Source organism: Leptothoe sp. ISB3NOV94-8A, from assembly GCF_043421595.1.
Taxonomy (GTDB): domain Bacteria; phylum Cyanobacteriota; class Cyanobacteriia; order Phormidesmidales; family Phormidesmidaceae; genus Leptothoe; species Leptothoe turfae.
In genome coordinates this window covers 4,876,659-4,893,075 of sequence record NZ_JAXSQW010000001.1, presented here as the reverse complement: position 1 = coordinate 4,893,075, position 16,417 = coordinate 4,876,659, and the positions used below count along the sequence as shown (strand labels likewise).

The following is a 16,417-nucleotide window of genomic DNA, read 5'->3' as shown; positions in this document are numbered from 1 at the left end:
ATATGTTGCCTTGGCCTTCAAGAATCGATGGTTGAACTCGGGTTCAACATACCCAAGCCGTGGCGGAATGTATAACTTAGGTGTTGCTGAACCTCGGGATGGTTTCAGCTGTTAGATCTAAGCTGTTAGGGAGTTTTACGGATCGATGTGTCCTTTCAGCAACGGTAACTGACGTATACCCAGATGACAGTATGCCCCTTGCGTATGAGTCAGTTACCGTTGCCCATGGGTGTGGCTCTTGCTTAAGTTTCACGGATAGAGGCTGCCTGGGCTAAAAGCGATTCAGCAAATGCAATGCCTTCCTGATGGGAGCGACCCCCAGCTAACTGGGCAAGCTCTTCCCGACGGGCATCTTCATCTAAGCCAGTGACCCTAACAACTGTTCGCTCATCGGTCTTCTTTTTGCCGTTTGTGACGACTTGTTTGTCAACATGAAAATGGGCATCAGCCATAGCTGCAACTAAGGGTTGATGAGTAACACAGAGCACTTGGCGATTCTGACTTAACTGATAAAGCTTTTCTGCAATTGTCTGAGCAACACGTCCTGAAACACCTACGTCAATTTCATCAAATATGAGGGTGCCAATCGGATCTACTTTGGTAAAACAGGCTTTGAAAGCTAGTAAAAAACGGCTCATTTCTCCACCAGAAGCAGTTTCTGTCAGTGGTTGTAAGGGCTCGCCGGGGTTGGGACTAAACAGAAATTCAACCACATCGGCTCCATGGGGTTGTGGGGATTCCAGGGGGCTCAAATCGGCTTTGAACTTGACCCGCTCCATAGCTAAGGGTTTGAGTTCCTCAACCAGCTGTGATTCCAATCGTTTTGCCGCTTTCTTGCGAAGTTTGGTGAGCTTTGCACATTCAGCTTCTAATGTGGTTTGGGCTTGTTCATTCGCTGCTTCTAACGCTTCAATGGTTTGCCCGTCACCATTGAGCGCATCTAGAGCCACTTGAATTTCTTGGTAATACTCAATTAACTCGGGTAAATCACGCCCATATTTCCGACATAGCTGCTTGAGATAACTCATGCGTTCTTCAACCTCAGCTAAACGAGTTGGGTCTGTCTCTAAATTTTCACCATAGGTATTGATTTGACGACCTGCTTCTTCTGCTTGGGCCAGGGCATCGCTGACGAGATCCAGTATGGGTGTGACGTCTTCATCAAAGCGCTGCATGGAGCTGAGTAGCTGTTCTACTCGTCCTAGTAAGTCAGAGCAGCTGTCAAAGCTACCGTCACTTTCATAGAGCACTTGGTAAGCCTCGTAGCTTTGTTTTTGTAGCTCGACGCTATGGCTCAGGCGTTGATGCTCTTGCTTTAAGCGATCTAGTTCATCTGGTTCTTGCAAGTTAGCTCCGCTCAGGTCTTGGGCGTGATATTCAAATAAATCTAGCTGCTGTTGCCGTTGTTGTTCAGCGCGATGACGACGGTCTAGAGCCTGTTGTGCATTGCTGGCGGCTGTGTAAGCTTGGGCCACTACCTGGCGTTGTTGTAATTGTGGATTACCGCCAAAGCCATCTAGCCAATTGCGCTGAGCATCTACAGACCCGAGCTGAACTGTTTGCCCTTGAGCGGTAATTTCTACTAATAAGCGCCGCAGCTCTTCTAATTGATTCTTTTTGACGACAACGTCATTGAGTCGACTACGACTACGGACGCTGCCTCTGCCTGTAGTGAGTTCGCGGGTACATCGTAAGCCATCGCCGTTGAACGGGATATCGTTGGCTGTGAGCCAGTCGGCTACGGCAGGAGGTGCATGGAAAGTAGCTTCGATTACGGCTTTTTTCGAGCCGGTACGCACTAACCGCCCACTGGCTTTTCCTCCCAGGACTGTATCAATGGCATCGAGAATAATAGATTTACCGGCTCCTGTTTCTCCGGTCAGTACATTGAGGCCAGGCTGTAGCGATAATTCAAGCTGATCGATCAGGGTAAAATTATCGATTTTTAAGGAGGTTAGCATGGCCATTGCCTCCTGGATGCAAGTGTTAATAAAGAGATGTGACGACTAAACCAGATCACAGTGTGGGACAGCCAAATAACGGCACTGCTCGGTCGGCGAGCTAATCAATTTTACTGTGGATTTTTTACTGTGAAAATCATCGGTGAAGTGCCAGTTGCTGCCGACATATAAAATCCTTACGCTTTTTTAGGCGACAATTATGGCACTGAAGATCGCTAAGGACATTTTGATGCAGCTTGAAGGAAAGTAGTGGGTAGGAACTTCGGTTTCTTCGACTGTCGCTTTCCTGCCGAGCAAATTATGCTGATATTGACGCTAGGGGATGAGGAACGACGGGGGGACTTGTTACAATAGTTAACAAGTATGCCAGGCTTGGTGTTAGTTTCATTGAGCCAAATGATATATCGCTAAGTCGCGATCGCACTTATTTAAAAGCTTATAGATAATAGAGATATAACCTATGCGTGCTGCGTCAATGTCCTCTAGCCTGAATGATCCTATGGTGTCGCCAGTACGATCTTTAGATGAGCTGCTCACTTATGATCCGGTGGCGATTGAACGTTACTATCGCTCTCGACCATTCCAAATTATTCTGCGATTGCTAGAGCTCGTTTGGACATTTCTTGGATTGGGTCTTGCCGCTCTTTGGGATAAGCAAACTGGCGGTCAAGCTAAGAATGAAGTTAAACGTGCTGTCCAGCTTAGGGAAGCGTTGACTAAACTAGGGCCTGCCTACATCAAAATTGGCCAGGCCCTATCCACACGGCCTGATTTGGTGCCTCCTGCTTTTATGGAGGAACTAGTCAAGTTGCAAGATCAGATTCCTCCTTTTTCAAACGAAATTGCCTTTCGTCTGATTCGAGAAGATCTGGGCCAGGACCCATCCATTATCTATGGTGAGATCTCACCAAATCCAGTCGCTGCGGCTTCCCTGGGACAAGTCTATAAAGGTAAATTGCAAACGGGTGAATATGTGGCCATTAAGGTGCAGCGGCCAGGGCTGACTGCCCAAATTACCCGTGATATTTACCTGTTACGACGATTAGCACAGTGGGCGTGTAATAACTTGAGTGTGGTGCGCAGTGACTTAGTCAGCATCATGGATGAGTTTGGCACCCGCATCTTTGAGGAGATGGACTATAACCATGAAGGAGAAAATGCCCAGCTGTTTGAGGCCCTCTATGGCTATATGCCTGACATCATTGTGCCGAAGATTTACACTGAGCTGACGGCTCGTCGAGTGCTGACCATGGAGTGGATTAATGGCACTAAACTGACCGAACCCCAGGCACTTGAATCTAAGGGACTAAAGGCGACTGAAATTGTTGAAATTGGAGTGCAATGTTCCCTCAGGCAGCTGTTGGAACATGGGTTTTTCCATGCTGATCCTCACCCTGGCAATTTACTCGTAACCGACAATGGCAAATTGGCCTATCTCGACTTTGGCATGATGTGTACCGTAGAGGATTATCAGCGCTACGGTTTGATTGAAGCGATTGTTCATATGGTAAATCGCGATTTTGATGGTTTAGCTCACGATTACGTCAAATTAGAATTTCTTACGCCTGAAACTGACTTAAATCCTATTATTCCGGCATTGGCCACTGTTTTTAACAATGCTTTAGGTGCTTCAGTGGCAGAGCTTAACCTCAAAAGCATCACGGATGAGTTTTCAGCCCTGATGTATGAATATCCATTTCGGGTGCCTGCCTATTACGCCCTGATTATTCGTTCCCTTGTCACCCTGGATGGTATCGCTATTAGCGTTGATCCTAACTTTAAGGTGCTGAGTAAGGCCTATCCCTATGTGGCTAAGCGGTTGCTGACTGATCCCTCTCCAGAATTACGTCGATCCCTGCAAGAGCTTTTGTTTAAGGATGGTGATTTCCGTTGGAACCGTCTGGAAAATCTTTTGCGCAATGCTCGTTCGAGTCAGGACTACGACTTGGAAAAGGTTTTACAGCAAACCATTGACTATTTGTTCTCAGAGCGTGGCGATCACATTCGTGACTATCTTGCGGATGAGTTGGCTAAAAGTCTTGATCAGTTTGGCCATAGCTTAGTCCAACGTCTGCAAATCGCAGTCAAGAGTGAGCCTACTAAACCCACTGTTGCTGTCGGTCCATCTTCCAAAGATTGGGAGCATATCAGCCGTATCGTAGGTCTTTTGGGAGAAACTAAGGGGGTGAGTGGTGGCACTGTCGTCAAACTAGTGCCTCAAGTCCTTTCTAAACCAGAGACTCGTCAGATGGGGCAGCGCGTGGCTCGAAATCTAGCACAGCGTGCGGCTGCTAGGCTACTTCGCGGTATTTTTCTGCAAACGACGACTCAACCGCAGTCGGTTTCTGTCAGTGCGCCTCTTTTATCCGCCCAAAAGTCGGCATAAAATTTGGCGTGTTAGGTAAAGCTAAGGCCTGATTCGAGTAAGCATGCAACAGCGACGGCTCCCCTATTGTGTTGATTGAGTTTCGTTCTGTCGCTCTATAGCGACTGCACCTCTACTGTGTTGATTGAGTTTCGTTCTGTCGCTCGATTTCTTCCTGTTCCAGCCTGAGTTTTTTTTCTAATGCTTGAATTTCGTCGCGTCGAGCAGCAGTCTCTAAAGCTCGACGACGAATTTCCTGGCTCTGCAACGTTAGAGACTGACGCCACTGTTCGGCCCGCTCAACTTCTTGATGGAAAAACTGTGGGGTCACCCCCTGGGTCAAAAATTGAGACACTAAATCTAAAATCCAGTCCGTTGCTTCCTGGATATCAACCACTTGATTTGACGCATCTAGCTCCACTAAAACTAGGGTGCCTTCATTAAAAGTTACAGGTAGAGTAGATACGACTTCTTGATCACCGATAGATAATTCCCAAAGATAGTCTTCGAGCTGACGCGCCAGAAATTGTAAGACAGGCGCGCCCTCAGACGTGGTGTGGCAAACTTTGGCCAAGTGCTGCATGGTTGGATAAGCAAACGGCTAAAACCTAGTATACCCTTACCCCCTACGCCGTTTATCTGCTCTGTCGGGGAGGTTCGTCAAGATTTCGTACCTGTCTCGTATAAAGGGACACAAAATTGAACTTATGGGGTCTTCAGATTACCATTGAGCGAGTCATAATTCGATGAATAATTTTATTCGGCTACTGCTCTCAGCCTCAGCTCAAAATAAGGGTGGGTTTTATCAAGGACCGCGTTCGGATTACTTAAATATGATTTAAATTCCGTCAAAAAAGTCTTTGCGTTCCGGATACTTTTTGCTATGCCCAACGTCTGATATCTCAAGTGCAATAGTTAAGACGCTGTTTACAAATGTAGATCGTCTGGTTTCAAATACCTTCCTTTCGCCTTGGGTAAAGACGAGGGTCTTTGGAACAGACGCTACGCTTATATCTCTTAGGGGATTTGCTTTCAGAGTTTAGGGTTACTAATTAAGTAGAGTCCAAATTATGTCCTTTCATCATGCTCAGCCTCATAAAAGTGGCTCGTCTGGTAATTGTGAACCTTTGGATGGTTCACAAAAGCATGCCGGTGGCGAACATCGTGAGTTTTCTGCGGTTGATGCCTCTGACCAAAGGACGTCTAATCGTGACAGTTATGACGAAGAAGCTCGTTTTGAACTTCTCAGTGCCTATCTAGATGACGAAGTCACTGCTGAAGAGCGGAAGCTTGTAGCTCAGTGGCTGATGGACGATCCCAATACCCAGCAAATGTATCAAAGGTTGTTGATGTTGCGTCAGGCAATTCGAACAGCGCCGGTACCATCCCAACCATCCTTGCAAGTGCCTAACTCATCACAACAGGCGTGGGGAGCTTGGTCCCTATGGCCAATGCGTCGAATGTTGGTCTGTGCCATTGCGATCGCACTGTTTAGCAGTCTTAGTCAGTTGGGCACTGCTTGCGGACGTCAGCAATTACAAGAGGCCTGGCAATTTATTAAGACCTTACCCCAGGGGACCTTATGGGAAATTGCTGCAACTGTGACTGAGCTATCTTCTAATCCTGATAAGTAAGTGTGAGCATACGTCATGAGAAACTGTCTGGAGTTAGCCAGTAAAAACTTACTTGTCCAATTCTCGGCAAATCCCAAATACTGAAGTAAAACCGTGGAGAAACGTTGTATTTCCAACGGGACCAATTTCGCCACTACAAAAAAAACCTCCCAGCGGCACTGGTCCCAGCTGGCTACTAAACTGTTTTGTGTCACAGTTAGGCGTATCAAATAGACTGGTACCTCGTCCATTGCAGGCAAACAGCAATGCGCCCGACGGAGCAGATCGTGCTTGATTTTCCAATCGGTAGGTTTTCAGCAGTGCTACCAAGTCGTCTTTAGCCGTGTGAGCATCTCGCAGATGGAACTGAATTCTCTGACCTGGACGAATTCGATCGGCAATGGCAATGGCACCCACTTTTGGGTCTACTCCCACCAGGTTGCGAATAAGAAAATCACCCTGTCCTAAGGCTTGTTTAAAGCTACTTTGCGCAAGACCAATAAATAATGATTCTTGAGCCAGTTGTCGATCAGTTTCATCTAAATCCTGGAACAATTCCTGGAGTGCTTCCAAGGGCGTTTGGGTATCAGCTTCATTTTGGGAGGCTTGAGCTGCTACTTTCGTCACGACATTGCGGTCCCCTTCGACTACGCGAAAGGTGGGACCTATGGGACGGCATCCCTGGGCGACAATGGCATCAATGACGATGTTGCCCGACAGGGCTACCCCCACGACGCCTTGGCGATAGAGCTGTTGCCCGCAGAAGAGTCCACAGCTACGGCTAATACTTTCGATGCCTGCGAGTCCTCCCACCTTGACTGATTCTGGATAGGCAAAATCTAACCCTTGTAGAAGGTCATTCATTCCTGATGCAAAGGGATCGGCCATTAATAAAAAGTGAGGTTTCTCTGCCGGTGACACGCCAATGATTTCAGTCCATTCGCTAGGAGGACTATCTAAATCAGGGAGTTCATCAATTGACAAATGAAATCCCTGGATGTTGACATCGGGAAGATAGGCAACGGTTAGACTGATTCCTGCGGTTTCTTCGACTTCAACTAACTCACCTGTATTACTTCTGCCAATCACTCCGCCGCCACTGCAGCCAACGATGTGGGCACCACCCAGAGGACCTTTGAGTAAAGGCAATACACGGGAATATTCACTAGCAAAGGCTGATGAAATAAAGATAATGGCTAAGTTAGGTGCCATTTCTAGCTGGGTTAATACCCGCTCAATCACCTCCCGCAGTGCTAATTCCAGTGAAGGATGGGTAGAGACGGCACTAGCCCATTTCATAGCGTTTGGTGGCGATGATGGCAAACTCAATACTCTCAAAAATAAATCAAGATGTTAATAGTCTAGCTTCCAGCCTATTGCCGTTAAGTTAAATTCCAGAGGGGAGCAACGACTCTATTGATGCCTTCATCCGATGGACTTAGACTGTCTTGGCTACAAGATTCTACATAATGTGGCTATAAAGCTAGGCTTTACAAGCTAACCTTACCCAGGTGTTAGGTATATCTGCGGCTTTAAAGCATACCTTGCTGCTGGAGCAGTTCCATTAATTGCAAAATGCTTCTTTAGATACAACGAGTTTGAAAAAACCGAAGCTAACATAGAAGGGTAAACCACCTCCATGCAATGCTGTTCTCAGTGGGGAACTCTAAGCAGGCCACTGGCAACTGCTATAAGCACACTTTCAAATCAAATACTTCGTTGAAAGTAAAGGTAGATAATTAAAAGCTATGAGCGATATTCAAGAAAAGATCTCTGAAGAAATCAAAGCAGCTCGAGATGTCTGCACCACTGACGGTAGCGGTTCTGATGCATGTGCAGCTGCTTGGGATGCTGTGGAAGAACTTCAAGCTGAAGCCTCTCACCAGCGTGAATCTGAGAAGCCAAAGACCAATTTTGAAACCTACTGCGATGAAAACCCTGAGGCAGATGAGTGCCGCATATATGAGGACTAAGCACAGGCTGTGATTCTTGTAAGACTGATAATTTAATGCCGTAGAGCTGAATGATTAGTCTGATTGGGTACATTAGGCCGAGCTCCCATAAAAGGAGCTCGGCCTTAATAGTGCTAGAAGAGGGGGATGGCTCTCTATTCTCGCGGCCCAACGGTGTTAACCTAGAGAGCGTTTTGATAGCACGCCATAATTTCTATGCCGAGTTCTGAACTCCTACAGTCATTGGTTTGGATGGACTATCGCCTGGCCGTAATATTCACGGTTTTATTCCCCTTACTCCTTTTAGTATGGGGACTCATTGGCCGAGCGGAAGTGATTCAGCAGCTGTTAGTGATCTATTGGAAAGTCTCTAGCCTGCTGGCAATTACCGTTTATCTGATGATTGCAGGGTTACCCTTCAGCTTTTTGACTGCTGTCATGGCGAGGGTCATGATGCCCGTATCTTTGTGGTTCTGGGCCGATCTCAATGAAGAACTTCGAGAGCAACCCTTCTCTGGGTTAAAACTTGTGTTTACATCTTGGCGCTGGGCGCTAACGTTCTACTGCGGTTTAGGTTTGCTTTTCCAGCTACCCTTTTTGCGGTGTAGTTTTTCTCGTGTTGCTTTTGCCGCTGAAAGTTGCCAAGTTTGGTTGGAGGCTCCCAAGTTATTTAGGCAATCCTTTCATACTGGCTTTACCCCTGGATTCCTGGGATTCTGGGCAATTTTAGCGTTAGTCATTTACCTGCTAACCCTGAGCTACTTTATTTTTGTAAAGTTGGGACGTCAAGGACGGTCAGCACTCAACCAGTAGATCATGGCTATTTCAATTGAGAAACAACTTGAGCAATATACGTTGCAAAACCTCCAAGAGGTTTTATTGGTGACTGTTGAGATCGATGGAGAAATAGATGAAATTCTTGTCTTTCGAGGCTTTTCTAGCTCTCTGATGCGACCAACTGCCGCAGACCCAGATGTGCCAGTGTTACCTGATGATGCTGTCATTACTACGATTGACCGGTTGGCGAGTCCCTATCAACCTGACTGTCCAAATTATCTAGAACGGCAGATTAGTTGGGCAGACTTTTCCCAACGTTTAAACTCCTAACTAATCCTTCAGGTCACACGCGTTACGTTCAAGACCTGTCACAATAGATACAAGCTGCGGTATCCTAGGTCGTCCCCAATGTAATCCTGTGTGGGACTGGCTGTTTTGCTAGCTTTACATCGCGATTTTTCCTGGTTATGTATCAAACGCAAGATTTACACGTAGTTGAGACTCGACCACTGATCAGTCCCGCTCTGCTCCATGCGGAGCTGCCTTTAACTCAATCGGCTGCGGCTCTGGTCGCCCAAACTCGCGATCGCATCCGCAATATTCTCTACAACGAAGATCGTCGCCTACTTGTCATTGTGGGGCCTTGCTCTGTGCATGATGTAGATGCTGCCCATGATTATGGCCGCCGGTTAGTGAAACTACGGGAAGCTCTAGCAGGTCAGCTTGAAATTGTGATGCGAGTTTACTTTGAAAAGCCTCGCACCAACATTGGTTGGAAAGGGCTGATCAATGACCCCCACTTGGATGGCAGCTATGACATCAACCGGGGGTTGCGCCTGGCCCGTCAGTTGTTGATTGATCTTGCGGAGATGGGGTTGCCAGCGGCAACCGAGCTATTAGATCCAATCACGCCTCAATATATTGCTGATGTCATTTCTTGGACAGCCATTGGCGCTCGTACTACCGAAAGCCAAACCCATCGCGAAATGGCGTCGGGGTTATCCATGCCCATTGGTTTTAAAAACAATACTGATGGTAGTTTGCAGGCTGCGACCAACGCCATGATGGCAGCCAGTCGCGCTCACCATTTTCTGGGGATCAACCACAGCGGCCTTGCCAGCATCGTAGCAACCACAGGTAATCCCGATGGTCATTTGGTGTTACGGGGTGGCAAGAATGGACCTAATTATGATGAGCAAAATGTTCAACAGGCTGTGCAGCAGCTCTCCAAAGCAGGCCTCAATCCCCGCTTGATGGTGGACTGTAGTCATGCCAATGCTAACAAGCAACACCAACAGCAGTCTGTGGTTCTCGAAAGTTTAGCAGACCAGCTCAAAACCGGTTCTCGCCATATTCTTGGGGTAATGATAGAAAGCCACATTAAAGCTGGCCGTCAATCAATTCCTGAAAATTTAGATGACCTCGTCTATGGTCAAAGCATTACTGATGCCTGTGTTGATTTTGAAACAACCCAAGTCATGCTAGAACAGCTTGCTGCCGCTGTTGAACCGCATCTCTCAGCTGCGTCCCTTTAAAAAAGAGGCACATTGACGTTAATACTTGCACCGTAAATAATGTCATCAAAGTCGACATTCGACAGAGAAGATCGACCAAATCGAAATCCAGTGAATAAGCTCAATCGAGTTGTACTTGATAGGTCGTGGCTAAACTGAGCCAGGATCTGATGATAGGTATCGTGGCGCTCTATTTCTGTGTAGTCATCGAGAAACAGCTGATATAAGAAGCTTACGCGAGTTTGAGGATCAAAACCGTAGTTGATAGAGCCAGTGGCGATCTGAGTGAAGCGACTGAATGCTTTTGGATCGCTAATGCTCAAACGAGCCTGATAGTAAGTGTCTAACCAGGTGCGGTTATTGAGAATGTCACGCCGACTAAGCAGCAACTCGACATAGTTGGCCTGAAAAAATGAGTCGCTACCAGGGGTGCTGAGATCCTGATAACGCCAATTCAGCTGTCCATAGCTGCTTTGCCCTAAACGCTGACGAATGCCTGCTTGAAACTGTAATTCGTTGTAATCGACGATAGATAGGTCTTCATAGCGAGCTAGATTGGCTTCGGCGCTGAGCAACAAATTAGTGCCGTCTGCAATGCGTGGAAATGCGAAAACACCGATTCCTGTTTGATAAATGCGATCGTCAATGGGGTTGGGAGTGCGGAAGAGGTTGTTGCCTCCGTAGACGTTAGCTCGACCTGTTAGAAAGACGGTTGTTTGCCGTGTAGGTTCTGGCTCTACTTCCAGGGGCACATCTTCAGTGGGGCGAATGCGCAGGATCCCTAGCTCACTATCAATGCCAATGGGTTGCGATCGCACCCGTAAAATACCTAGCTCATCATCAATTGCTCCGTTTCTTTCATCTTCATCTTCGTCAGTTTGTGATTCATCTTCAGTGCCGAGTTCTTCATCCTCTGCAATCTCCAGGCTGACGCTACCAATATTGCGATCGTTGTCGCTATCCTCAAAAGATATTTCGGAAGACTGCTCTAATAGCTTTGACGGAAAGCTAACACCCGTAACATTCTTCCTGGCGGTCAAGAATTGCTTATGCTCTAGATAGGTGAATGGCTCTGTTAAAGGCACAGGTGTACCCGTTGTTTCAAGTAGCTCTGTAGCTGCTGGTCGCCTATCAATGACTCTTTTTAATGGAAGTGACGACTGAGCATCCGCTTGATGGCTCAGTCCTCCCCAACTTCCTAGGCACACTGCCAAAAACTGTATGCTCGCCAATGGCCCAGAAAACAGCCTCATCATCAACTAATTTTCCATCAATACTAATTAACCTATCTGTATATCTAATTAATTTTCCCAACATGAAAGACTGAGCTGAGTCTTGATATCCCCAGAAAAGCGCAGCATTTGTAACTATAGTTCACAAGAACTACCACTATGGATTGATGTCGTCTGTCTAAATACTTAAAGCATTCTTCCCAGACTCAAAAAAATACCGAACAATCAGGATAAAGACCAGGTAAATTACAAAATTTGGGTAGCAATTTAAAGAAAGTATGAATACACTATGGCCATGATGCTGGAAAGTTAGGTACTATTACTAATGGAGCAGAGGAAAAGCTTCTGCCCGGTGTATTTGCCCAGTACTTCTGCCCATTAGCCCTTGCTTCACTATGTGCAAAGTTTCTGCTCGCTGGTATTCGCTTTTACTGGGTGCTGCTCTAATTTTTGGGCTGCCAAGCGCCGCTTTAGCTCAGTCCACTCTTACTTGGGCTAAGGTTGAGAGATTGCGTAACCGGGTGCACCTTATTCCTAATAATCGTAATGCCCGACGTGCAAGAGTTGCGGACGTTATGGGTGTGGGTGATGCTCTTCGTACAGCTGCATCATCGCGAGCTGAGCTAAGTTTCAACGATGGTTCTCTGGCGCGGGTTGGCGAGCAAGCTACCTTTCGATTCACTCCCAATACCCGTAATTTTCAATTGTCCAATGGGACTGTCCTATTGTTGATTCCGCCCGGTCGTGGTCGCACCACTATACAAACGCCCAATGCAGTTACCGGGATTCAGGGCTCTGCTTTATTTGTTCGTGTGCGTTGTCTAGCAGAACTGTCATCTGAAGGCCACTGTCCATCTCCTGTAACTTTAGTTGGAGCTCTAACTAATAATCCTGCTGGTCCCATGGTTGCTTACAGTGGAAGCGGCTTTCAACAGCAGCCTATTTATGCAGGAGAAATGGTGGTCATTGAGGGTGATGTCATCACCCAGCGGCACCAATTTGATTTAAAAACTTTTTACGAGACAAGTGGGTTAGTAGAGGGGTTGCAACTTGATAGTTCTACTCCTCCTGCCAATTTGCCTTTGGAGCTTCAGGAAGTCTGGCAAGAGATTCAGGATGCTCTAAAACTTCAAGGAGATTTTGATAATCAGGGTTTAGTGGAAGAAATAGTTGAGAACCCTGGTTTTATTGCGCCAGTCGTCAATGCTTTTCATGATGAGCTAAATGAAACCGCAGGAGACGATTTTTTTGTTGATTTCCCACCGTTCGCATCTTCACCTGCTGCTGCCTTCCACGGCACAAGTGGGCAAGTTGTAACTTCTCAATCAGAGGATCCTGCTACGGTGACGGTCACTGAGGTGCCAAGAGAAGTTGACACAACTGTAACTAGTGCCATTGTAAGAGAGGCCTTCAATAATACAAATAGGGGTATCTCATCGGGGGGGCCTACTGTAGGTGTGTCATCTCCTGCGACTCCGGAGGTGCCAACAACGGTAACGCCAACGCAACCCGAAGTGCCCACAATTGTCTCAACACCGACACAGCCTGAGGTACCTTCTACTCCAACGGTACCAACGACGCCAACGCAACCCGAAGTGCCCACAATTGTCTCAACACCGACACAGCCTGAGGTGCCCTCAACTCCGATTTCCAAGCCTACGCCTGAAATTCCGACTACGCCAGTGGTCACTAATCCGCCAGAAGTCGTAACACCTGATTTAGAACCTGATCGGGTACCTGTGGATTCTGAAGAATTTAACTGGCAACAACCCTCTGGTGCTAACGATCCTGACGTCTTGCAGGGGCCCAATTTTTCAATTGATGGCTCAACTGTCAATTGATATTGTTAGTTTGCAATATTTTTTCGCCATTGCTGATGGATGGGGATGAATCGTACTGACAAAATCGCTATTTCAGCATTCTTAAGAAAAAGCCTTTAATTTTGAGTATTAATTACTTAATAATGTGCTTGAGTGGAATGGAGCGGCGTAATTCTGTGTGGCTATAAAATTAACCAACATCTAACTCATCCTGCTTATCCAGCACCGTAGTTGCATTGGGTAGCTTATAGTTTTGGTTCCAATCAGTTGGCAAAATGACCGTAGATAGCTTAGCTTCTTCGTCATCTTCAGGAAGACTTTGAGCAGGAATTTCTTTCTCAGGGGCTGCTTCTGATAAAAACTCTAGCTTTAATTTTCGGATATCCTTAAGAACAGCTTGAGCTGTTGCGTATCTTTGGTTAAAGTCATATCGCACCATCTTATCGATAACGTTAGCCAGACCAGGATCTAAGCCTGGGACTTTATCGGTCCAGATAATTTCTCCGTGAGAATCGCGCTGAAGTGCATGGGGGGGTAACCCTGTGAGGGCCTCTATCGTTGTTACTCCCAGAGCATAGAGATCGCTACTAAAATTTGGTAAACCAGCCGATTGTTCGCTGGGCATATAGCCTTGAGTACCAATGCCAACAGTTGAAGTGATGCGAGCATTGGTATCCGTGAGACGATTAGAAATTTGTTTGACAGCGCCAAAATCGATTAGAACATACCGCTGATCGTTATTGCGAGAGATGATATTGGATGGTTTGATGTCACGATGAATAACGCCCTGGGCATGGACTGTTTGAATGACTGGCAATAAATCCAGTAAAAACTGGGCGGCTGAGCGCTGTGACATTGGCCGCTGTGGATTGAGCTTATCTTTGAGTAATGTCCCTTCAATCATTTCTTGAACTAGATAGAAGGAATAATTAGATTCAAAATACGCTAACAGGCGTGGGATTTGATCGTGTTCACCTAACCTTTCTAAGGTGGTAGCTTCTGATGCAAACAAACGTTGGGCTAGTTGGTGAGCTCTGGGATTATCACTAACAATTTTTAGTTGTTTGACGACGCAGATAGGATTGCCAGGACGCTGCATATCTTTTGCAAGATATGTGTCGCCAAATCCACCTGAACCCAAAATCTTACTGATGCGATAACGTTCGCTTAAGAGAGTGCCAATTATCTCACTCTCATGGGCCGCCAGCAAATCTTTAAAGTCATCTTGTTGACTAATAATTTCTTGAACAATAGGGGACGTTACATAACGTGCCAAGGTGCTACGTAATGTCTTTTTCTGTAGCTGCTCACTAAAGAAGCCAATGGCAAAGTCAGCCATGGCAAATCCCAATACACTTAAAATTGGCATGGCAATGGGAACAAAAATGCCTCCTGTCGTAAAGACAACAAAACTTACGAGTCCCCAAGCCAAGCCCGATGCAGTAGCTCCCACCAGTCGGCGAAATGGTGTTCGAGATGAGATTCTACCAATGACTATGGCCATTCCTCCTAACCAGCCAGCCACAATTAAAGCACTGGGTAGGGGGCTTTGCACCAGAGAATATAGTGCCAGGTCATCTCTGAGCGTTGCAACAGTGTTGGCTAAGATTTCCACCCCAGCCATAGGCGTAGAATGTAACCAACTTTTAGAAAAAGGAGCTGCATGAAAGTCTTGATGTAGTGAAGCTGTAGAGCCTACGAGAACAATTTTGTCCTCAAAAAAACGACCATTATCCAACTGAGATTTCCACAGCTCGTCATCTAACAGATACCAAAAAGGAATATGTTGGAAGGTTTTTGCCGGACCATGAAAGAAAATGTGATCGCCACTACTGTTGGTATAGTCAACTTGAGATGCCTTTAAGGTAGCTTCGGCAAAGCTTAAAACTGAAGGGTCTGAGCTACTTTCTAGAACTAAATCTTCACCTAAGAGTTCTGCTTCGACGACCTGAAGTGTTTTAAGAAATTCACGGCTGAGACGATGAATCTTGCCGTTAGGTTCCAAGATAAAGTTAATTGCACCAACTTGAACTGGCATTTCTCGAAAGTCTGGCAAGGGTAACGTTGGTTGTAGTAATGAGCCTTGCCGCAGATCGATATCACCATACTCTGCAGCCAACACTACCTGTGACCCCTTATCAGCTAGAACTTCAGCAAAGGCTTTGTCATCTTCAGGACCATAGCTGCTAGGTAATGCGAAGACAATATCTAAAGCAATAGATTTTGCGCCAGCGTTTAAAATTTTGTCTATTGCTGAAGCATAGGTCGCCCGTGGCCACGGCCATGAACCTATGGCTGCTAATTCTGGATATGCTTCAGGCTGATCTAAAAAATGTTGCCCTTGGGATAAAGATTCTTCATCTATAGCTAAGATAATGATGTCATCTGGGGCTGCGATCTCACCTCGTAATTCCCACATCAATGCCTGCCCCTGATGCTCTAATGAACGAACAAATCCAGGACTTAGCCCAGTCACTAGTGCAGTTGTCCCAATCAATAGGCCATTTATGCAAGCACGCCATCGCTGTGCAAAATTGATGGTAGGTATAAATTGACGCAGACGATCCTGAGATGTCAGCGTAGCTGTGATATCTGCCCCATCTTGTTTCATTCGTATAAATGTGGGTATTTAGACACGGTACAAATCAAAGCAGTAGATGATGCAACCTGAATGAAACTAGGGACTACCTTTAGAGGTAGTTCAATCTGAATAATTTCAGTATTTATAAATCATGGTGTATAAAATTACATAAACTGTGGGATAGTATTACGGTCATCGAACAATCTAGAACCATAATAGCTTGAAGCTATTGCTAGTAGTCTATTCTGACTGAGAGTACTAGCGATTTTTCTTGTACTGACGTGAATGTTTTAAAGGGTAGGTCTGTGTCACTAGTAGGATTTGCTGAAAGTTAGAGGAATTCTGGGTTGCCCCGCATGATAGTCAAATCTGCCTTATAGTAGTAACTTGACCCTTTAAAACGAGGTTAAAGATTTAGCTCAAGCCATGACTTATCTAAGTATTAGAGCGTTTTTAGATGATTGTCATTGTTTGCCGTAAATAGTTCCATACAGCGATGATTATTTATGTGCTGAAATTGCGCATTCTAATTGAAAAGGTATGGATATAAAGCTCTATGAATTTTTATAAGTGTTCTACATATGAGGCAAGTAAAAAACGTC

The 16,417-nt window shown here is 46.0% G+C and carries 12 protein-coding genes; 7 read left to right on the top strand and 5 right to left on the bottom strand.

Annotated elements, in window-relative coordinates:
* Window positions 1–242: 242 nt before the first annotated feature.
* A complete protein-coding gene (recN, locus tag SPB21_RS20850) occupies window positions 243–1,961 on the bottom strand; it encodes a DNA repair protein RecN (RefSeq protein WP_163697558.1) in 1,719 nt (572 codons plus the stop codon).
* A 460-nt stretch (window positions 1,962–2,421) separates the two neighbouring features.
* Between recN and SPB21_RS20845 the strand changes: the two genes are divergently transcribed.
* Window positions 2,422–4,347, top strand: a complete 1,926-nt coding sequence (locus SPB21_RS20845) for an ABC1 kinase family protein (RefSeq protein WP_163662643.1) — start codon at window positions 2,422–2,424, stop codon at window positions 4,345–4,347.
* Window positions 4,348–4,459: 112 nt separating this feature from the next.
* On the opposite strand, the gene SPB21_RS20840 is transcribed toward SPB21_RS20845, so the two are convergent.
* Window positions 4,460–4,909 (bottom strand): HmpF-related protein, encoded by a 450-nt coding sequence (locus SPB21_RS20840; RefSeq protein WP_006516339.1) that lies wholly within the window; start codon window positions 4,907–4,909, stop codon window positions 4,460–4,462.
* Window positions 4,910–5,396: 487 nt separating this feature from the next.
* On the opposite strand from SPB21_RS20840, the gene SPB21_RS20835 reads away from it, so the two are divergent.
* Entirely contained in the window at window positions 5,397–5,960 is a 564-nt protein-coding gene (locus SPB21_RS20835; RefSeq protein ID WP_163697570.1) for a hypothetical protein, read from the top strand.
* A 48-nt stretch (window positions 5,961–6,008) separates the two neighbouring features.
* On the opposite strand, the gene SPB21_RS20830 is transcribed toward SPB21_RS20835, so the two are convergent.
* Complete coding sequence (locus tag SPB21_RS20830; protein WP_163697571.1) at window positions 6,009–7,238, bottom strand: FIST signal transduction protein; 1,230 nt, start codon at window positions 7,236–7,238, stop codon at window positions 6,009–6,011.
* Window positions 7,239–7,687: 449 nt separating this feature from the next.
* Here SPB21_RS20830 and SPB21_RS20825 point away from each other — a divergent pair, with 449 nt between their 5' ends.
* The 4 genes from SPB21_RS20825 to SPB21_RS20810 all read left to right on the top strand — a co-directional run bounded on the left by SPB21_RS20825 (window position 7,688) and on the right by SPB21_RS20810 (window position 10,203).
* Complete coding sequence (locus tag SPB21_RS20825; RefSeq protein WP_006516336.1) at window positions 7,688–7,912, top strand: Calvin cycle protein CP12; 225 nt, start codon at window positions 7,688–7,690, stop codon at window positions 7,910–7,912.
* Window positions 7,913–8,107: 195 nt separating this feature from the next.
* Complete coding sequence (locus SPB21_RS20820; protein WP_163697573.1) at window positions 8,108–8,704, top strand: DUF3177 family protein; 597 nt, start codon at window positions 8,108–8,110, stop codon at window positions 8,702–8,704.
* A gap of 3 nt (window positions 8,705–8,707) precedes the next feature.
* Window positions 8,708–8,998 carry a DUF7734 family protein gene (locus tag SPB21_RS20815; protein ID WP_006516334.1) on the top strand — a complete coding sequence of 97 codons (291 nt, stop codon included), beginning with the start codon at window positions 8,708–8,710 and terminating at the stop codon, window positions 8,996–8,998.
* Window positions 8,999–9,135: 137 nt separating this feature from the next.
* Window positions 9,136–10,203: a 3-deoxy-7-phosphoheptulonate synthase gene (locus SPB21_RS20810; RefSeq protein ID WP_163662631.1), complete on the top strand. Its 1,068-nt coding sequence runs from the start codon at window positions 9,136–9,138 to the stop codon at window positions 10,201–10,203.
* On the opposite strand, the gene SPB21_RS20805 is transcribed toward SPB21_RS20810, so the two are convergent.
* Window positions 10,200–11,438: a hypothetical protein gene (locus SPB21_RS20805; protein WP_163662628.1), complete on the bottom strand. Its 1,239-nt coding sequence runs from the start codon at window positions 11,436–11,438 to the stop codon at window positions 10,200–10,202. The genes SPB21_RS20810 and SPB21_RS20805 overlap by 4 nt on opposite strands.
* 371 nt (window positions 11,439–11,809) lie before the next feature.
* On the opposite strand from SPB21_RS20805, the gene SPB21_RS20800 reads away from it, so the two are divergent.
* Window positions 11,810–13,255, top strand: coding sequence for a FecR domain-containing protein (locus tag SPB21_RS20800; RefSeq protein ID WP_499867624.1), 1,446 nt, complete (start codon window positions 11,810–11,812; stop codon window positions 13,253–13,255).
* 169 nt (window positions 13,256–13,424) lie between these two features.
* On the opposite strand, the gene SPB21_RS20795 is transcribed toward SPB21_RS20800, so the two are convergent.
* Window positions 13,425–15,845, bottom strand: a complete 2,421-nt coding sequence (locus tag SPB21_RS20795) for a CHASE2 domain-containing protein (protein ID WP_163662623.1) — start codon at window positions 15,843–15,845, stop codon at window positions 13,425–13,427.
* Window positions 15,846–16,417: the final 572 nt, after the last annotated feature.